The 18497-nt window shown below is 65.4% G+C and carries 17 protein-coding genes; 11 read left to right on the plus strand and 6 right to left on the minus strand.

Going from position 1 to position 18497, the window contains the following annotated elements:
* The first annotated feature begins 38 nt into the window (after positions 1-38).
* Positions 39-1277: an autotransporter outer membrane beta-barrel domain-containing protein gene (locus G467_RS0102360; protein WP_022968126.1), complete on the plus strand. Its 1239-nt coding sequence runs from the start codon at positions 39-41 to the stop codon at positions 1275-1277.
* A 70-nt stretch (positions 1278-1347) separates the two neighbouring features.
* Here the strand turns inward: G467_RS0102360 and G467_RS0102365 are convergent, their stop codons facing one another.
* On the minus strand, positions 1348-3429 hold the full coding sequence (locus G467_RS0102365) for a S46 family peptidase (protein WP_081644567.1): 2082 nt from the start codon (positions 3427-3429) through the stop codon (positions 1348-1350).
* Between the two features lie 198 nt (positions 3430-3627).
* Between G467_RS0102365 and G467_RS0102370 the strand changes: the two genes are divergently transcribed.
* Together G467_RS0102370 and tdh are read left to right on the plus strand one after the other, a co-directional pair.
* Entirely contained in the window at positions 3628-4179 is a 552-nt protein-coding gene (locus G467_RS0102370; RefSeq protein ID WP_022968128.1) for a class I SAM-dependent methyltransferase, read from the plus strand.
* Positions 4180-4282: 103 nt separating this feature from the next.
* Positions 4283-5317, plus strand: coding sequence for an L-threonine 3-dehydrogenase (tdh, locus tag G467_RS0102375; protein WP_022968129.1), 1035 nt, complete (start codon positions 4283-4285; stop codon positions 5315-5317).
* Between the two features lie 85 nt (positions 5318-5402).
* Here tdh and G467_RS15080 read toward each other — a convergent pair whose 3' ends face one another.
* Entirely contained in the window at positions 5403-6152 is a 750-nt protein-coding gene (locus G467_RS15080) for a TorF family putative porin (protein ID WP_022968130.1), read from the minus strand.
* Between the two features lie 243 nt (positions 6153-6395).
* Here G467_RS15080 and kbl point away from each other — a divergent pair, with 243 nt between their 5' ends.
* A complete protein-coding gene (gene kbl / locus G467_RS0102390) occupies positions 6396-7592 on the plus strand; it encodes a glycine C-acetyltransferase (protein ID WP_022968132.1) in 1197 nt (398 codons plus the stop codon).
* Positions 7593-7599: 7 nt separating this feature from the next.
* On the opposite strand, the gene G467_RS0102395 is transcribed toward kbl, so the two are convergent.
* Positions 7600-8352, minus strand: a complete 753-nt coding sequence (locus G467_RS0102395; protein WP_051130366.1) for a pseudouridine synthase — start codon at positions 8350-8352, stop codon at positions 7600-7602.
* 171 nt (positions 8353-8523) lie between these two features.
* Between G467_RS0102395 and G467_RS0102400 the strand changes: the two genes are divergently transcribed.
* Genes G467_RS0102400 through G467_RS0102430 form a run of 7 tightly spaced genes read left to right on the plus strand, consistent with a single transcriptional unit; the run spans position 8524 to position 15180 of the window.
* Positions 8524-9492 carry an acyl-CoA desaturase gene (locus G467_RS0102400; protein ID WP_022968134.1) on the plus strand — a complete coding sequence of 323 codons (969 nt, stop codon included), beginning with the start codon at positions 8524-8526 and terminating at the stop codon, positions 9490-9492.
* A 1-nt stretch (position 9493) separates the two neighbouring features.
* Positions 9494-10735, plus strand: coding sequence for an NAD(P)/FAD-dependent oxidoreductase (locus G467_RS0102405; protein ID WP_022968135.1), 1242 nt, complete (start codon positions 9494-9496; stop codon positions 10733-10735).
* The gene (locus G467_RS0102410; protein ID WP_022968136.1) at positions 10732-11523 is read left to right on the plus strand and encodes a DUF1365 domain-containing protein; all 792 of its coding nucleotides are present in this window, start codon (positions 10732-10734) and stop codon (positions 11521-11523) included. The genes G467_RS0102405 and G467_RS0102410 overlap by 4 nt, the downstream gene beginning before the upstream one ends.
* Entirely contained in the window at positions 11523-12800 is a 1278-nt protein-coding gene (locus G467_RS0102415) for an SAM-dependent methyltransferase (protein ID WP_022968137.1), read from the plus strand. The genes G467_RS0102410 and G467_RS0102415 overlap by 1 nt, the downstream gene beginning before the upstream one ends.
* Before the next feature lie 7 nt (positions 12801-12807).
* A complete protein-coding gene (locus G467_RS15085; protein WP_022968138.1) occupies positions 12808-13356 on the plus strand; it encodes a DUF2878 domain-containing protein in 549 nt (182 codons plus the stop codon).
* A gap of 2 nt (positions 13357-13358) precedes the next feature.
* Complete coding sequence (locus G467_RS0102425; RefSeq protein ID WP_026802293.1) at positions 13359-14132, plus strand: DUF1295 domain-containing protein; 774 nt, start codon at positions 13359-13361, stop codon at positions 14130-14132.
* Between the two features lie 16 nt (positions 14133-14148).
* Entirely contained in the window at positions 14149-15180 is a 1032-nt protein-coding gene (locus tag G467_RS0102430; protein WP_022968140.1) for an SAM-dependent methyltransferase, read from the plus strand.
* A 9-nt stretch (positions 15181-15189) separates the two neighbouring features.
* Here the strand turns inward: G467_RS0102430 and G467_RS17260 are convergent, their stop codons facing one another.
* From G467_RS17260 to G467_RS0102445, 3 genes are all read right to left on the minus strand, one after another.
* Positions 15190-15654, minus strand: a complete 465-nt coding sequence (locus G467_RS17260; protein WP_022968141.1) for a hypothetical protein — start codon at positions 15652-15654, stop codon at positions 15190-15192.
* Between the two features lie 122 nt (positions 15655-15776).
* On the minus strand, positions 15777-16829 hold the full coding sequence (locus tag G467_RS0102440; protein WP_022968142.1) for an OmpA family protein: 1053 nt from the start codon (positions 16827-16829) through the stop codon (positions 15777-15779).
* A 141-nt stretch (positions 16830-16970) separates the two neighbouring features.
* Positions 16971-18419, minus strand: coding sequence for a bifunctional 2-methylcitrate dehydratase/aconitate hydratase (locus G467_RS0102445; RefSeq protein ID WP_022968143.1), 1449 nt, complete (start codon positions 18417-18419; stop codon positions 16971-16973).
* Positions 18420-18497 lie beyond the last annotated feature (78 nt).

Consider the following 18497-nt stretch of genomic DNA (forward strand, 5'->3'; position numbering starts at 1 on the left):
AGTTGGCTAGACTGTCCCGAGCCACCGGAGTACCCCGCATGTGCAAGCTCACCCCGCTCGCCCTGGCCACCGCCGCCCTGTTCTCGACCCCTGCCCTGGCCCAGCGCGGCCTGCCGCCGGCGGACGCCCTGGCGGTGAGCTGGCAGCGCATCTGCGCGACCGCGCAGAACGGCACCCTGCTGCTGGTGCGCTGCGGCGAAACCGCCGCCTCTACCGACCCCATGGCCGACTACATCGCCGCCACCGGCCAGCGCCTGGACGAGATCCCGGGCCAGGGCCGCATCGCGAGCCGCGATTTCACCGGCCTCAACACCAGCACCTTCGCCGACCTGGCGGGCAATCCGGTCACGGTCGCGTTTGGCCAGAATCAATTCGGCGGCCTGAGCCTGAATGCCGAAGACGAACTCGCGCCTCAGCTGTCGCTGTTCTTCTCCGCCGACGTGGGCCGCGTGAAACGCCGCCGCGGCGTGAACGAAGCCGCTTTCGATGCCGACACCAGTTCCTTCACCGCCGGCCTCAACTGGCAGGCCTCGCCGAGTTGGCTGCTCGGCATCGCGGCCAATCACACGCGCGAGAATCTCGACTTCAGCCTGAGCCAGGGCAGCGCCGACACGCGCTTCACCGGACTCATCGCCACAGCCAGCCATCCGTATGCCGGCAGCTGGAGCCTCGACGGTTACGCCGGCTATCAGCGCGGTCGCTACGACTTGCTGCGTTCAATCCACTACGTACTGCCCACCGGCAGCGGCTCGGTGACCGTCGACGGCAGTGCCTTCGCCAATCCCGATGCCACGCGCACCTTCCAGGGCGTCACCACGACCGGCAACTGGTCGAAGAACGGCTGGGACCGCACGCTGACCTTCGGCGTCGACGGCAGCAAGACCAAGATCGATCCCTACACCGAAGGTGGCGGCGTGGGCTTGGCGCTCGTTGTGCCCGGTCGCGCGGTCAAGACGTTCCGCGGGCTTGCGGACTTCTCGATCTCGCGGACGATTTCGCGCGACTGGGGCGTCTGGCAGCCGTCGCTGCGTGTCGGCTGGCGCCAGGAATTCAGCAACGAACGTCGTTCGGTCACGCTGCGTCTGGCGCAAGACCCGGTCAACAATCCGATCACCTTCGACACCGAGGATCCGGACCGCGGCTGGGGCGAGGTGGCCGTCGGCAGCGTGTTCACCTTTACCAAGGGCCGCTCGGGCTTCATCCAGTATCAACAGCGGTTCGCGCATGCGTATCTGCAGGAGCGGATTTTCGCGGTGGGGTTCCGTATCGAGCTTTGATCGGCACGAATGCGTCGCAGAAAAAGGCCAGGAAATTCCTGGCCTTTTTACGTCCTGAACTATGGTTCGATCAGGGCGACAGATTCATTTCCTGCAACAACTCCGGCGCCGGATACACCTTTTCCATCAGCCAGCGCAGATAACGCATGTCCACATGCACGGCGCGTTTGTAGCGCGGGTCGAATTTCCAGCTGGCGCTCACGGCTTCCCAGTTGCTGTCGAAGTTCAGCCCCACCAGTTGCCCGCGGGCATTGAGCACCGGCGAGCCGGAGTTGCCGCCGGTGGTGTCGAGGTTGCTGAGGAAGTCGACGGTCTGCGTTTTCAGCACGGGGTCGGCCGTGTGACCGAATTCGCCGCGCGCGATCGCCGCAAGCAGCGGCGCCGGCGCATCGAACGGCGCCTTGCCCGTGTGCTTTTGCACGATGCCCGCGACCGTGGTCACCGGCGCGTAGTCCACGCCGTCGCGCGGCGAAAACCCGGCGACCTTGCCGTAGCTCAGGCGCAGCGTCGAGTTTGCGTCCGGATAGATGCTGCGGCCCTGGCTGCGATACCACGCAATTTGCGCGGCCATGTAGGCCGGACGCAGACGCAGAAGTTCGCCGTCGCGGCGCTTGCGCTCGTCTTCCAGGCGCAGGGTGGCGGGCAACAACTTTGCAGCCAGCTGGAGCATCGCATCATCGCTCGCCGCCAGCGAAGGCGCCTCCGCCTTCAGGCTCGCCAGACGCACCGCTTCGTCGCCGAAGCGCGTGCTGCCATAGACGCGCGTCAGGATCTGCTGCAGCTCCTCGGGCGTGCGTCCGAACGCGGCATCGAATTCGGGCACGTGCTGTGCCGCAGGCAGCTGCTGATAGCGTTGCACGATGTCGGCGAGCAGGCGCTGCTCGACGACCGGCGAATAGCGGCGCTGCAGCTGCTTGAGCTGGCCTTCGATCAGCGCCTCGTCGCGCTGCTGGTACCCCGACTCGCGCGCCTGGTCCGGCTTGCCACGTTCGATCGCCAGTCGCTGCACGACCATCGCCAGGCGCAGCAACTGCGTCTGCGTGCTGACCTGTCCGATCAGCAGATCGCGTTCGCGCGTCGCACTCGCCTGCGCCAGCAAGGCCTGCGCCGCATCGATGTCGGCGCGCGTAGCTGCCGGCAGGGCGGCGCGATCGAGCCAGGCCAGCATCGCGTCCTCCTGTTGTTTTCGCGCGGCAATCCCGTCGCTGCGCACCAGGCCTTCAAGCTCACCCTGAAAGCGCTTGCGGCTGTTTTTCAGGCCCGCGAGTTGGCTGGCATAGGTCACGGCGGCGGCCGGATCCTTGCCGCCTTCGTCCTCGATGATGGCGATCAGGCGGCCCAAGGCATCGACCTGCGCAGGCAGACGCCAGCCGATCTGCTCGGCGAACTCGCTGGCCATGCGATGACGATAGGTCGTGCCGGGGTAGCCGGCGAGCATGACGAAGTCGCCCGCCTTCACGCCGTCGCGCGCGATCTGCAGATGCGCGGGCGCGCGATACGGCACGTTGTCGGCCCAATACGCCGCCGGTTTGCCGTCCTTGCCGACATAGGCGCGCAGCACGGTGAAATCGCCGCTGTGCCGCGGCCACATGAAGTTGTCGATGTCGTCGCCGTAGCGGCCGATCGCTTCAGGCGGCGCGTAGACCAGCCGGATGTCGCGCAATTCCAACTGGCGGATGAGATAGAAATCACTGCCGTAGTACATGTTGGCGATCGAGCAGCGCATGCCGGGTTCGCGCTCGCACTCGGCGACGAGTGCCTTCGACGCAGCGTCGACGGCATCGAAGTAGGCACGCCCGGTTTTTCCTTTCGCCGCTGCGAGCACGCGTTCGCTGACGCGATCGAACCCGGTCGTGACCAGGACGCGATAGTCGGGATTGGCCGGCAGCTCGTCGGCGCGTGCATGCGCGACAAAGCCTTCGCGCAGCAGATTTCGCTCAGGTCGGGAGTTGTACTGGATGACGCCGTAGGCGACATGGTGATTGGTGAGCACCAGACCGTCGGCTGATACGAAAGCACCGGTGGAGCCACCGACCTTGACCACGGCATTGAGCGGCGGCCCGGCCAGATTCGCCAACGAGCCCGGCTGGCCAGTGTATCCGGCGGCCTTGAGTTGCGCCGCGAGTGCGGGCATCTGCGACGGCATCCACATGCCTTCGTCGGCGAGGGCCGGGGTCGCGGCGATCAGGCCGCCAAGCAGGACAAGACAAAGGCGCACAGGGAATCCTTGGGCATCGGGACAGGCCGCGAAGATAGTCACAAGGCGCCGCCACGGGCAAATGCCGGACGTCGACCCGGAGGACCCTGTGGCAAGATGCGGCGATCCCCGACGCGCCGACCCGCTCAGCCCATGATCAAGATCAGTTTCGGAAGCGGCGGCGTGGTCTTGCCCGGCTGGATCCATGTCGATCTCAACCCGCATTGCCGACCCGACGTCGTCGCCGACGCCACGCGTCCGCTGCCGTTTCCCGATGCTGTCGCCGATTTCCTGCATTCGGAGGATTTCCTCGACCAGCTCAGCCTCGTCGAGGGCGAAAACTTCATCGCCGAATGCCGGCGCATCCTCAAGCCCGGCGGCGCGATGCGCCTGCTCACGCCCGATCTGCGCCGACTGGTCGATCTGTACGTGCGCGGTGCGCCGGAGCTGCTGACCTTGTGGGAAGAAGGCGTGGGCATCCCCCTGCGCACGCGCACGCTCGGCGAGGTGCTCAACGAGGGCATGCGCCAGTGCGGTCACCGCTTCGTCTATGACGAGCAAACGCTGCGCGCGCTGCTGGAGCCACGGGGTTTCCGCGTGACGGCCGTCGCCTGCAACCAGAGCGCCTGGCCCGAGCTGCGCGGCCTGGACCTGCGCCTGCCCGACACGGCGCTGAGCATGTATTTCGAGTGCACGCCGGTCTGAGCCCGCGGCCCGGTTCCGGCCGCCCCGGATCCCTACCCGGCCCCGGGTCCTGCCCGGCGGTATAATCGCGGTCTTTCCGTACTCCCTCGCAAGGAACGATTCGATGGCCGCGATGATGAAAGCCCTGGTCAAGCGCAAGCCCGAGAAAGGCATCTGGATGGAACAGGTGCCGGTGCCGACGCCCGGCCCGAACGAGGTGCTGATCAAGCTCGAGAAGACCGCGATCTGCGGCACCGACCTGCACATCTACAAATGGGACGAGTGGTCGCAGCGCACGATCAAGCCGGGCCTGGTCATCGGTCACGAATTCGTCGGCCGCATCGTCGAGCTCGGCACGGGCGTCACCGGTTACCAGATCGGCGACCGCGTCTCGGCCGAAGGCCATATCGTCTGCGGTCACTGCCGCAACTGCCGCGCCGGACGCCAGCACCTGTGCCCGAACACCGTCGGCATCGGTGTCACCCGCCACGGTGCCTTCGCCGAATTCATCACCATGCCCGCGTCCAACCTGTGGCCGATCCCGGACCAGATTCCGTCCGAGCTCGCCGCGTTCTTCGACCCTTACGGCAACGCCGCGCATTGCGCGCTGGAATTCGACGTGATCGGCGAGGACGTGCTGATCACCGGCGCCGGCCCGATCGGCATCATCGCCGCGGGCATCTGCAAGCACGTCGGCGCGCGCAACGTCGTGGTCACCGACGTCAATGACTACCGTCTCAAGCTCGCCGCCGACATGGGCGCGACGCGCGTGGTGAACGTCGCCAAGCAGTCGGTCAAGGACGTCATGAAGGACCTGCACATGGAGGGCTTCGACGTCGGCCTGGAAATGAGCGGCAATCCGGCGGCGTTCAACGACATGCTCGATTGCATGTACCACGGCGGCAAGGTCGCGCTACTCGGCATCCTGCCCAAGGGCGCCGGCATCGACTGGGACAAGGTGATCTTCAAGGGCCTGACCCTGCAGGGCATCTACGGTCGCCGCATGTACGAGACCTGGTACAAGATGACGCAGATGGTGCTGACCGGCTTCCCGCTGCAGAAAGTGCTGACGCACCAGGTGCACATCGACGATTTCCAGAAGGGCTTCGACCTCATGGATGCGGGCAACTGCGGCAAGGTCGTCTGCAGCTGGTCGTAAGCGCGCGGACCGGAACGTCGGGCAAAAAAAACGGGGCGCCGAAGCGCCCCGTTTCTTTTGGCAGTCGCCTGCCGGATCGCGTGGATCAGCCGCCGATCGACAGCGTCAGCACGAACGCGTCGGAAACGCGCGGATCGTCGATGTCGGTGTCGTAGTAGCCGAGCGCGGCATTGACCGGGCCGAAGTCGCGGTTCACGCCGACGTTCCAGTTGGTGTAGTTGTCGGTGTTGTCGGTGTTGGTGTGGCCGATGCCGGCGTCGAACTTCCAGCCGCTGCCGATATCCCAGCTGCCGTCCACGCCGACGAAGGTCGAGGCTTCGCCGCTGTTGGCGTAGTCGTTGGTGTAGCCGAGCGTGAAGGTCAGCATTTCGCTGTAGGCGAGCTTGCCGATCAGTTCGTTGTAGTCGATGTCGCCGTAGACGTCGCGCGCGCCGTAGTAGCTGTAGCGGGTCACGGAAACATCGAGGTTCCAGTCGTCGCTCAGGTCGGTCGCATAACCGATGTAACCGTCCACTTCGATATCCGGGCCGTCGCGGTCGGCGAAGTCGACATTCGAGCCCCAGACGCCGGCGTAGAAGCCCGAGTCGCCGAACGCGTAGTCGAGGCCGCCCTGCAGGGCGCCGTCTTTGTTGGTCTGGGAAACGCCGCGGAACACGTAGTCGCTGGTCAGCGCCAGGTTCCAGGTGAGGTTGGATTCGGTGGCGGTGTCTGCGGCGGCGTCGCTGGACGGCGCTTCTTCCTGCGTGGCTTCCGTGGTTTCTTCCTGCGCCATCACCGACATCGGGAGCGCAAGCAGGGCCAGAGTCAGGGCAAGGTTCAATTTCTTCAAGGACATGGTTGTCTCCTAATGGTTATATGCAGCGGCAAAGCAGGGGCATTATCGTGGATCGCCGGGCCCGAAACCGGGCCAGACCGCGCTATGTTGCGCCCGCGAGCCGGCGGGTTGCCGAATTTTTAACACAAAATTGCCATAAATTGCGATACGCGGGGGTATGCCTGGCCCCCGATCCGCCCCGCTTGGGCCGGGGGGAAGGCATGACCGATAATCCCCTCCCCCGCCTTCCCGAGCTTCCACGCCATGAGCAGCCCCACCAGCGACCGTTTCCGCAGCGAACTCGCGAGCATCCGCGAGCAGGGACTGTTCAAGTCCGAACGCGTCATCACCTCGGCGCAATCGGCGGAAATCGAGCTGGAAGACGGCCGCCGGGTCCTGAACTTCTGCGCCAACAACTACCTGGGCCTGGCCGACAATCCCGAGATCATCCAGGCCGCCAAGGACGCCCTCGACAGCCACGGATTCGGGATGGCCAGCGTCCGCTTCATCTGCGGCACCCAGGACCTGCACAAGCAACTGGAGCGAAAGATCGCCGAGTTCTTCGGCACCGAAGACAGCATCCTGTATGCGGCCTGCTTCGATGCTAACGGCGGATTGTTCGAGCCATTGCTCGGCGAACAGGACGCCATCATCTCGGACGCCCTCAACCATGCCTCGATCATCGACGGCGTGCGCCTGTGCAAGGCCAAGCGCTACCGCTACGCCAACAGCGACATGGCCGACCTCGAAGCGCAGCTCAAGCAGGCCCGCGCCGACGGCGTGCGCGACATCCTGGTGACCAGCGACGGCGTGTTTTCGATGGACGGTTTCATCGCACCGCTCGACGAAGTCACCGCGCTGGCGAAGAAATACGGCGCGCTCGTGCACATCGACGAATGTCACGCGACCGGTTTCATCGGCGCGACCGGTCGCGGCTCGGCCGAGGCGCGTGGCGTGCTCGACCAGATCGACATCTTCACCGGCACCCTGGGCAAGGCACTCGGCGGCGCGCTCGGCGGCTTCACGACCGGCAAACGCGAGGTCATCGAATTGTTGCGCCAGCGTTCGCGGCCCTACCTGTTTTCCAACTCGCTGCCGCCGCACGTCGTCGCCGCGGGCATCAAGGTGTTCGACATGCTGGCCAATGCCGGCGACCTGCGCGAGAAACTCGCCGACAACACCCGCTACTTCCGCGAGCGCATGACCGCCGCCGGCTTCGATCTCAAGCCCGGCATCCATCCGATCGTGCCGGTGATGCTGTACGACGCACCGCTGGCGCAGAAATTCGCTGCCGGCCTGCTCGAAGAAGGCATCTACGCGATCGGCTTCTTCTTCCCGGTCGTGCCCAAGGGCCAGGCACGCATCCGCACGCAGATGAGCGCGGCGCATACCCGCGAGCATCTCGATCGTGCGATCGCGGCCTTCACCAAGGTCGGCAAGGACCTCGGCGTGATCTCCTGATTCGTCACTAGAGCGATACGGACAACGCAGCGATTTCCTCGCCGCCGAGTTCGCGCCACTGGCCTTTGGCCAGGTCGCCCAGCACCAGCGGGCCGATCGCCACGCGGATCAGGCGCAACACGGAAATATCGAACGCCGCCAGCAGGCGGCGGATCTGCCGGTTCCTGCCCTCGTCGAGCACGATCTCCAGCCACGCGTTCTTTTCGCCGCTGCGCAGCAGGCGCACGGACTTGGCCGACATCCTGACTCCGTCGATGTCGACGTCGACCTGCAAGGCCGCGATCGTGCCCGCATCGGGGATGCGATCGACCTGCACGTGATAGGTCTTGTCGGGTCCGCGTTCGGGATCGGTGATGGTCGCCGCCCACGCGGGATCGTTGCAAAACAGCAGCAGGCCTTCGCTGGCCTTGTCCAGGCGCCCCACGGGCGCGATCCACGGCAGCCCGGCGCCGTCGAAACAGCGGTAGACCGTATCGCGTCCCTGCTCGTCTTTCGCGCTCGTGACCAGACCGCGCGGCTTGTTGAGCATGAGCACGCGACGTTCGACGACGGCGACCGTCTCGCCCGCGACGCGAATCGTGTCGACGCCCTGACGCACGGGAAATTCCGGATCGCGCACCACGCGTCCGTTGACGCTCACGCGGCCTTCGCGCACCCAGCCGGCCGCTTGCGTGCGCGAGGCCAAGCCCTGCTTCGACAGCACGCGTGCGATGCCGTGACGGGGGCTGACGGCGTCGGAGTTTTTTTTCTGCATCCGCATAGCATCGCCGAACGTATGTCCGATGGCTATGCACGGAGTCGCGATGTCGCAATCGCGAAGCCGGCATGGCCCTCCCCGATGTGCAGACAGCGTGATCGTCCGGACATCGATCCAAGCAGATTTAGTTCCGGTTCACCCTGCCATCACCGCGCGCTGAAGAGCATTACCCCCATGAGCGAGACCGATTCTTCCGCCACCTCCCCCGTCTGGCGTCGCGCAAGCGTGGCCCTGCTGCGCTGGTTCGATACCGGCCAGGACGTCGTCGTCGATGCCACGCAGGCCGACCGCGTCGACTGGCTGCGCGTCATTCCCTTCATCGGCCTACACCTGGCCTGTCTGGCAGTGTTTGTCGTCGGCGTGTCCTGGTTCGCCATCGCCGTGGCCATCGCGCTGTACGCCCTGCGCATGTTCGCGATCACCGGCTTCTATCATCGCTATTTCTCGCACAAGGCGTTCCGCACCTCGCGACCGGTGCAGTTCGCGTTCGCGGTACTCGGCGCCGCCAGCGTGCAGCGCGGCCCCTTGTGGTGGGCGGCGCATCATCGCCACCACCATCGCCATGCCGATACCGAACACGACATCCATTCCCCGCGCCATGGCTTCTGGCGCAGCCACATGACCTGGTTCCTGACGCCGCGCGGCTTCGGCACCAACCACGACGCGATCAAGGACCTCACGCGGTTCCCGGAACTGCGACTGCTCGACCGTTTCGACATCCTGGTGCCGGCTTTGCTGGCGGTGGGGCTCTACTGGCTCGGCGATACGCTGCAGTCGCAAGCGCCGGCGCTCGGCACGAACGGTCCGCAGTTGCTGGTCTGGGGCTTTTTCGTGTCGACGATCGTGTTGTTTCACATCACGGTCACCATCAATTCGCTCGCGCACCGCTGGGGCAGCCGCCGTTTCGCCACGCGCGACGACAGCCGCAACAACTGGCTGCTGGCCCTGCTGACGTTCGGCGAAGGCTGGCACAACAACCATCACCACTTCCCCGGCTCGGCGCGCCAAGGCTTCACCTGGTGGGAAATCGACCTGACCTACTACGCCCTGCGTTTCCTGTCCTGGTTCGGCCTGGTCTGGGATCTGAAGTCGGTGCCGCCAGCCTTGCGCAAGCCCACTGCGGCCGCACTGCGGGCGTCCTGACATGCGGATCGCCATCATCGGCAGCGGCATCGCTGGCCTCGGCGCCGCCTGGTTGCTGTCGCGCGAGCACGAGGTCGTGCTGTTCGAAAAACAATCGCGCCTCGGCGGCCATACGCACACGCACACCGTGCATCAGGCCGGGCGCGAGTACGCGATCGACTCCGGCTTCATCGTGCACAACCGCCTGAACTATCCGCTGCTGACCCGGCTGTTCTCCGAGCTGGGTGTCGCCACGCAGGCGACGACCATGGGCTTTTCCGTACAGGACGCGCGCAGCGGACTGGAATACAACGCGACCAATCTCGATGCGATGTTCTGCCAGCGGCGCAACCTGCTCTCGCCGGCCTTCATCCGCATGGTGCGCGACATCCTGCGTTTCTATCGCGAATGCGGTGCGCTGCTGCAGGAGCCTGGCGACGGCCCGACCCTCGCCGACTACCTGCATGCCAATCGCTACTCGGCGATGTTCATCGACAAGCATCTGGTGCCGATGGCGTCCGCGCTGTGGTCCTCGCCCTCGGCGACGATCATGCAATTCCCGGCCAAGTATCTCGTCCGTTTCATGGACAACCACCACATGCTGCAGGTCGACGAGCGCCCGGAATGGCGCGTGGTCACCGGCGGTTCGTCGAGCTACATCCGCGCGCTCGAACGCGACTGGGCCGTGGACGTGCGCCTGGACTCGGCGGTGCGGCAAGTCCGGCGCGCGCCCGAGGGCGTGTTGATCGCGACGGCGCAGGGCGAGGAACGTTTCGATCAGGCGGTGTTCGCCTGTCACAGCGACGAGGCCTTGGCCCTGCTGGCCGAACCGACGCCGGCCGAGGTCGACGTGCTGGGCGCGATCCCGTATCAGGACAACGATACCGTCCTGCATACCGATGCTCGTCTCCTGCCGACCCGCCGCAAGGCCTGGGCGGCGTGGAACGCCTATCTGCCGGCCGAGCCCGGGGCCGAGTGCACGGTGAGCTACAGCATGAACCTGCTGCAGTCGCTGGCGTCGCCCGAGCCTTTCGTGGTCACGCTCAATCGCAGCGCCGACATCGCACCGGACAAGATCCTGGCGCGCATGCGCTATCGCCATCCCGTGTACACGCACGCCAGTGTCGCTGCACAAGGCCGGCGCGACGCGATCAATGGTGTCGATCGGCTGTGGTATGCCGGCGCGTATTGGGGTTTCGGCTTCCATGAAGACGGCCTGCGCAGCGGCGTCGATGTCGCGCGCGCGCTCGGAGCGAACTGGTGACGCCGGCCCCGTTCAAGAGCGCGATCTACGAAGGCTGGGTTCGGCATCGCCGCTATTCGCCGCGTCCGCACGATTTCCGCTATCGGCTGTTCCAGTTGTATCTGGATCTGGACGAGCTTGACGACGTGTTCAAGCATCGCTGGTTCTGGTCGGTGGATCGTCGCAACCTCGCTCAGATCCGTCGCCGCGACTGTTTCGGCGATCCGGCCCTGCCGATCGGACAGGCAGTGCGCGATCGTGTCGAAGCGGACCTGGGGACACGGCCGACCGGCCCGATCCGCATGCTCACCCATGGCCGCTATTTCGGCGTGACCATGAATCCGGTGAGCTTCTACTACGGCTTCGCCGACGACGGACAGACCCTGGAATGGGTGCTCGCTGAAATCACCAACACGCCCTGGGGCGAACGCCACGCCTATGTCCTGCCCGTCGCCGAGGCGACCGCGCTGGGACGCACCCTGCACTGGCAGTTCGACAAGCGCTTCCATGTCTCGCCCTTCCTGCCGATGCAGCGGCAGTACCAGTGGGCGTTCGAGATTCCCGGCGAGCATCTGCGCGTGCACATGGACGTCCTGGCGGGCGCGGATCGCGAATTCGATGCCACCCTGGTGCTCGATCGCCATGAACTGAACGCCCACACGCTGGCTTCATGCCTGACGCGCTATCCCTGGCTTACCGCTAAGGTCGCGGTGGGGATTTATTGGCAGGCCGCCCGTTTGTGGCTCAAGCGCATTCCTTTCCAACCCCACCCGAAAACCCTCGCCGTACCACCGGCCCGGAGCCCCTGATGAGCAGTCCCGCCGAATCCCTGAGCGCCACCACCCGCAGCGAGGACGTCTACGGCAGCCTGACCCGCCTGCTGCGGCGTCGCCTGCTTGAAGGCCTGTCCGGACTGCGCGGCGGCCAGCTGCGCATCGTCGACGCGCTTGGCGAGACCGTCGTCGGTCAGGCCACGGGACCCGATCCGGTGCGCGCCACCTTGCAGGTTCACGATGGCGGGTTCTATCGCGCCGCCGCCAGCAACGGTTCCGTCGGCGCCGGCGAGTCGTATATGGACGGCCTGTGGAGCTGCGACGACCTCGTCGCCCTGGTGCGCCTGCTGGTTCGCAACCGCGATCGTCTCGACCGCCTGGAATCGGGCATGGCGCGTTTTGGCGGCTGGGCGATGCGCATGCTGCATGCGTTCCGGCGCAATACCCGCCGCGGCAGCCGCAAGAACATTGCCGCGCACTACGACCTGGGCAATCCCTTGTTCCGCCTGTTCCTCGACGAGAACATGATGTACTCCTCGGCGATCTTCACTCGCGCCGACGACACGCTCGAAGTCGCGTCGCGTCGCAAGCTCGACCGCATCTGCGAGAAGCTCGAATTGCAGCCGTCGGACCATCTCGTCGAAATCGGCACCGGCTGGGGCGGAATGGCCCTGCACGCAGCGCGCCAATACGGCTGCCGCGTCACCACGACCACGATTTCGAAAGAACAGCATGCGCTGGCCAGCGAGCGTATCGCTGCCGCCGGCCTGTCGGATCGGGTGACGGTCCTGCTCGAGGACTATCGCGATCTCACCGGCACCTACGACAAGCTGGTCTCGATCGAAATGATCGAAGCGATCGGGCACCAGTACCTGGACACGTATTTCGACAAGTGCGCCTCCCTGCTCAAGCCCGAGGGCCTGGGCCTGGTACAGGCGATCACGATCGAGGATCACCGCTACCAGCAGGCGCTGGATTCGGTCGATTTCATCAAGCGCCATGTGTTCCCCGGCAGCTTCATTCCCAGCGTGAGCGCGATGGTGGAAGCCGCGGGCCGCGCAGGCCAGCTGCGCCTGATCAATCTCGAGGATTTCGGTCCGAGCTATGCGCAGACGCTGCATCACTGGCGTCGCCGGTTCTTCGCCAATCTCGAGAAGGTGCGCGAGCTGGGCTACGACGAGCGCTTCGTGCGTCTGTGGGAATTCTATCTTTGCTATTGCGAGGGCGGTTTCATCGAACGCTCGATCAGCGATGTGCATCTGTTGCTCGCGCGTTCGGGCAACCGGCGCGAGCAGTTCCTTCCAGGTTTGTGATCAGGACATGAGCATGTGGCGCAAGGCCGCGAACGTGATTGGATTCCAATTGGTCTGGTTCGGCTGCATGGTCGGCGCCGGCAACGGCCTGCCCTGGCTGGGACCGCTGGCCTGCGCGATCTTCGTCATCGCCACGCTCGCTGCGGGCGGGCAACGGCGCGCGGACTTGCGTCTGCTACTGGTCGCGCTGCCGCTGGGCATTGCGCTCGACAGCGCCTTCGCGTGGTCGGGCTGGCTGCGCTATGCCGAGGCCTGGCCGTGGATCACCGTCGCGCCGCTATGGATCGCGGCCTTGTGGGCGGCCTTTGCGATGACGCTGAATCATTCGATGGCCTTCCTGCGCGGACGCTTCTGGCTGGCGGCGACCTTGGGCCTGATCGGCGGACCGCTGGCCTACTGGTCGGCCGCTGGTGCGTTTGATGCGGTGAGTTTCGGCGCGCCCGTGGCCTGGGTCCTGATCGCCTTGGCCCTGGCCTGGGGCGCGTTGATCCCGCTGATTTTCCGGCTCGATGCGAACCTCGCGAGCCGACTGCACCACGAAGGAAATGCCGCGTGAGCATGCTGTCGCTGTTGCTGTTGATCTGGGGCGTCTCGGCGCTGGGCATGGCCGCGATCTGGGCGGTTTCGATGCGCGTCAACAACGTCGGCTACGTCGATGTCGCCTGGGCGGGACTCATGGCGGTCGCGGCGTTGCTGGTCGGCGCGTTCGGCGAAGGCGCCGAGGTGCCGCGTGGACTCGTCGCCCTGTTCGGCAGCCTCTGGGGCACGCGCCTTTGCCTGCATCTGCTGCAGCGCGTGCTGCACGAATCCGAGGACGGTCGTTACCAGGCCCTGCGCGCGGCCTGGAACGGCAGTCGCGGCAAGTTCTTCCTGTTCTTCCAGGCACAGGCGCTGATCGTGACCTTGTTCGCCCTGCCCTTTATCGCCGCCGCCAGCCGCCACGACAACAGCTTCGACATCTGGATGATCGCGGCGATCGCGACCTGGTTGCTGTCGGTCGGCGGCGAAAGCCTCGCCGATCATCAGCTCGCGCGCTTCCGTGCCGACCCGGGCAATCGCGGCAAGTCCTGTCGCGCTGGCCTGTGGTCCTGGTCGCGGCATCCGAACTATTTCTTCGAATGGCTGCACTGGTTCAGCTACCTGTTTCTCGCGATCGGCAGCCCGACGGTCTGGCTCGCCCTGGTCGGGCCGGTGCTGATGTTCGCTTTCCTGTACCGCGTCAGCGGTATTCCCTGGACCGAGGCCCAGTCGCTGCGCACGCGCGGCGACGACTATCGCCGATACCAGCAGCAAGTCAGCGCTTTCTTTCCCTGGCCGCCCAAGCGCGGCTGACCCGCACGGAGTTTCCATGTCCCTGATCGATCTTTGCGAACGCGGCCTGATCCCCGACCCGATCACGCGTCTCGGCATCCGCCGTCTGTGCACGCAGCGTCTGCGCGAGGAAGGCGCGTTCGACCTCGACCAGGCCGATCGTCGTTTCCGCGATTTGCTGCGCGGACTGCGCCATAGTCCGATCGCCATCGAAACGGCGGCCGCGAACGAACAGCACTACGAGGTGCCGACGCGGTTTTTCCAGCTATGCCTGGGCAAGCGCCTGAAGTATTCGAGCTGCTACTACGCACGCGGCGACGAAACCCTGGAGCAGGCCGAAGACGCGATGCTCGCCCTCTACGGCGAACGCGCCGAACTCGCCGATGGCCAGCACATTCTCGAGCTGGGCTGTGGCTGGGGATCGCTGACCCTATGGATGGCCGAGCGTTACCCGAATGCGCGCATCACGGCCGTGTCCAATTCCAACACGCAGCGCGAGCACATCGAAGCGGTCTGCCGCGAACGCGGTTTCGACAACGTCGCGGTGGTCACCTGCGACGTCAACCGCCTGGAACTGGTGGCCGGGCAGTTCGATCGCTGCGTCTCGATCGAGATGTTCGAGCACATGCGCAACTACGACACGTTGTTCACGCGCATCGCGTCCTGGCTCAAGCCGGGCGGGAAATTGTTCGTGCACATCTTCTGCCATCGCAGCCTGATGTATCCGTTCGAGACCCAGGGCGATGACAACTGGATGGGCAAGTATTTCTTCACCGGCGGGCTGATGCCGTCGGCCGACACCCTGCTGCATTTCCAGCAGCACCTGGCGATCGAGCAACGCTGGCTGTTGCCGGGCACGCACTACGAAAAAACCTCGAACCACTGGCTCGCCAACCAGGACCGGCATCGCGAAGAAGTCCTGGCCGTGCTGACCGCCGCCTACGGCGCCGACGAAGCCGCGCGCTGGCACCAGCGCTGGCGCATGTTCTGGATGGCGTGTGCGGAGCTGTTTGGCTACGACGGCGGTCGCGAATGGCTGGTGGCGCACTACCGCTTCGCGAAAGCCTGAGCCGCGTCCTTATTTCTTCTTCTTGCCGTCCGCCGGTGGCGTTTCCGCGGGCGGCGGCGCGGCGGCGGCCCCGGTGGGCTTGCCGGTGGCGACGGTGATGCCCTTGGCTTTCATCCAGGCATCGAATTCCTCGGCCGTCATGCGCTTGCCGTTCTGGTTCATGTCGAAGCGCCAGGGCGTGTTGTCGTCCTTGGTCTTGGGCACGTAGCCGGCGGCATTGGTGGTGGCCGCAGGCGCGTTGCTGCGCGCGGCAGGCGTGCTCGGCACTACGCGGGCGGCTTCGGCACGGGCGCGCGTCAGGATGTCCTGTGCGCTCAGGCAGGAGGTCGGAGCGACCTCGCTCCAGCGCATCTCGGGCGCGGCGACATTCAGGCCGCGGGCGATGGCCGGATCGGCAGGACGGCAATTCGCAGCGAGGCTGGCGCCGCTGAGCAGCAGCGACGAGGCCGCGAGGGCGATGGCGTGAATTTTCATGAAGTGCTCCGTGCCGTGATGCGTCGAGAATAGTCTCCGAGGCGATCGGAGGGCAACCCGAAGCGGGAAAAAACGAAGCCCGGCGTGAGCCGGGCTTCGAGTTTGCTGCAGATGAACGCCGATTAGTTCTGGACGTTCAGCTCGGTGCGACGGTTGCGAGCGCGACCTTCCTTGGTGTCGTTGGTGTCGATCGGCTTCAGTTCACCGAAACCATTCGGACCCACGAGACGGCCGGAGTCGATGCCGTGACCGGTCAGGTAGTCGTACACGACGCGGGCGCGACGCTCGGACAGACCCTGGTTGTACTGCTCGGCGCCGACGGAGTCGGTGTGGCCGGCAACTTCAACGCGCAGCTGCGGGTACTTGGCGAGGATGGACACGGCCTCGTCGAGGATCGCCACGGCGTCAGGACGCAGGGTGTCCTTGTCGAAGTCGAAGTTCACGCCCTTCAGATCGATCGTCAGCGGAACCGGGCAGCCGTCCGGGCCGATGGCCTGGCCAGCGGAGGAACCCGGGCACTTGTCGTTGCAGTTGTTCACGCCGTCGCCGTCGTCGTCCATGTCGGCGCAGGTCTGCTGCGGAGCGTCCGGGGTAACAACCGGAGCAGCCGCGGCACCCAGCGGGATCAGGGCGGCGATGCCAGCGTAGGCATCGGTGTAATGGTCGTCGGTACCCGCGCCGCCATCGTCCATGTCGAAGCGCGCACCGGCTTCACCACGGATCGACAGGCCGCCGATCTTCTTCTGGATGCCCACGCCCAGGATACCGAGCAGGTTCGTACCGACGCGGCTGCCCAGGATCGGGTTCAGACCGCCGTCGCGGTGACGCTGCGCGCCCAGACCAGCGGCGATGTACGGGTTCCAGTCACGGCCTTCGTTGACGAAGTGGTAGCGACCGACAGCCGACAGGCTCATCAGTTCCCAGTTGCGGTCAACGCGCTTGACGAAATCCGGATTCGTGTGGGTCAGCTCGGCATCAATCGAGAAATTTTCGGTGATGAACTTGCCAAAGCCGAGGGTGCCATACACTTCGTCGGTGACATTGCGGTCACGGTCGAAACCGGTCACGCCACCGCCCGCGGTGATGTACCAGCGGTCGTCATACGTCTGAGCCATTGCGGACTGGGCCAAGCTCATGGCACCGAGAAGGGCGCAGCACAGAAGCTTCTTCTTCATGTTCAACTCCATTGCACTAGTAAGAAAAGGTCACTTCGGTAATCGGCCCGGCGTGTGCCATGCCATACCTCATTAACGTCCGAAAGCCTTGGGCGTTAACTTGAACATAACAAAATAGGGTGTCACTGCCAAGTGAATTCTTCAGGCGGTGAGCAAATCCATGAAGCGGTGGATGGGGGTGGACTCGAACCGGGAGGTGTCCTGGGTCAGGGCCAGGATCTGCTTGACCCGGTGCGCCGGCAGGTGGCCACCGAGGGCATCCTCGAACTTCTTGAGCAGCACCGGGATGCCCTCCCCGCGGCGGTTGCGGTGCCCGATCGGGAAGTCGATCGAGACCTTGCCGGTCGAGGTGCCGTCCTTGAAGAAGACTTCGATCGAGTTGCCGATATAGCGCTTGTCGGGGTCGAAGTAGTCCTGGGTGAACTGGGGATTCTCCTTGACCTCCATCTTGGCCCGCAGGGCGTCGATGCGCGGGTCGGCCGCGACGGCGTCGGTGTAGTCGTCGGCGGTCAGGCGGCCGAAGATCAGGGGCACCGCGATCATGTACTGCAGGCAGTGGTCGCGATCGGCGTAGTTGGCCAGCGGACCGGTCTTGTCGATGATGCGCACGCCCGCTTCCTGGGTCTCGATCAGGATCTTGTCGACCTGGTCGAGCTTGCCGGCGACCTTGGAGTGCAGCGCCATCGCGCATTCCACCGCGGTCTGCGCGTGGAATTCCGCCGGGTAGCTGATCTTGAACAGGACGTTTTCCATGACGTAGCTGCCGAACGGACGCTCGAACTCGAACGCCTTGCCCTTGAAGAGCACGTCCGAAAAGCCCCAGGTCTTGGCCGTTACGGCGCTCGGATAGCCGACGCAGCCCTTGACCGCGTTCAGCGCATGCGTCACGGCCCGGCGGCAGGCATCGCCTGCGGCCCAGCTTTTGCGCGGGCCGGCATTGGGCGCATGGCGATAGGTGCGCAGCGCGCCGCCATCGATCCAGCTGTGGCTGACGGCATTGATGATCTCTTCCTTGCCGCCGCCCAGCATGTGGGTGGTGACGGCGGTCGAGGCGAGGCGGACCAGGATTACGTGGTCCAGGCCGACGCGGTTGAAGCTGTTCTTGAGCGCGTAGCCGCCCTGAATTTCGTGGGCCTTGATCGCGGCGCTGAGCACATCGCGGACCAGGACCGGCTTGCCGCCTTCGCGCTCGGCCTTGCGGCTGAGGTAGTCGGCCACGGCCAGGATCGCGCCGAGGTTGTCGGAGGGATGACCCCACTCCGCCGCCAGCCAGGTGTCGTTGAAGTCGAGCCAGCGCACCTGCACGCCGATGTTGTAGGCCGCCTGCACGGGATCGAGCTCGAAGGACGTGCCCGGAACGCGGGCGCCGCCGGCCAGGGTCGCGCCCGGCACGAGCGGGCCGAGATGCTTGACGCATTCGGGGTGCTTCATGGCCAGCATCGCGCAGCCCAGCGAGTCGAGCAGCATGTAGCGCGCAGTGGTGAACGCCTCGGCCGTGTCGATCTTGTAGTCGACGACATAGTTGGCGATGTCCACCATCGTCGAATCGGGATCGGGGCGCTTGGCGGATCGGGTGTCGTGATGGCTCATGGCGGTCTCGCGGACAGGTGGTGAAAGCGGGCTATTTTGCCAGAAGGCAGGGTCCCAAAGGAGAAGCAACGCGCCGCG

Origin of the sequence: Arenimonas oryziterrae DSM 21050 = YC6267 (assembly GCF_000420545.1) — a bacterium.
Lineage (GTDB): Bacteria > Pseudomonadota > Gammaproteobacteria > Xanthomonadales > Xanthomonadaceae > Arenimonas > Arenimonas oryziterrae.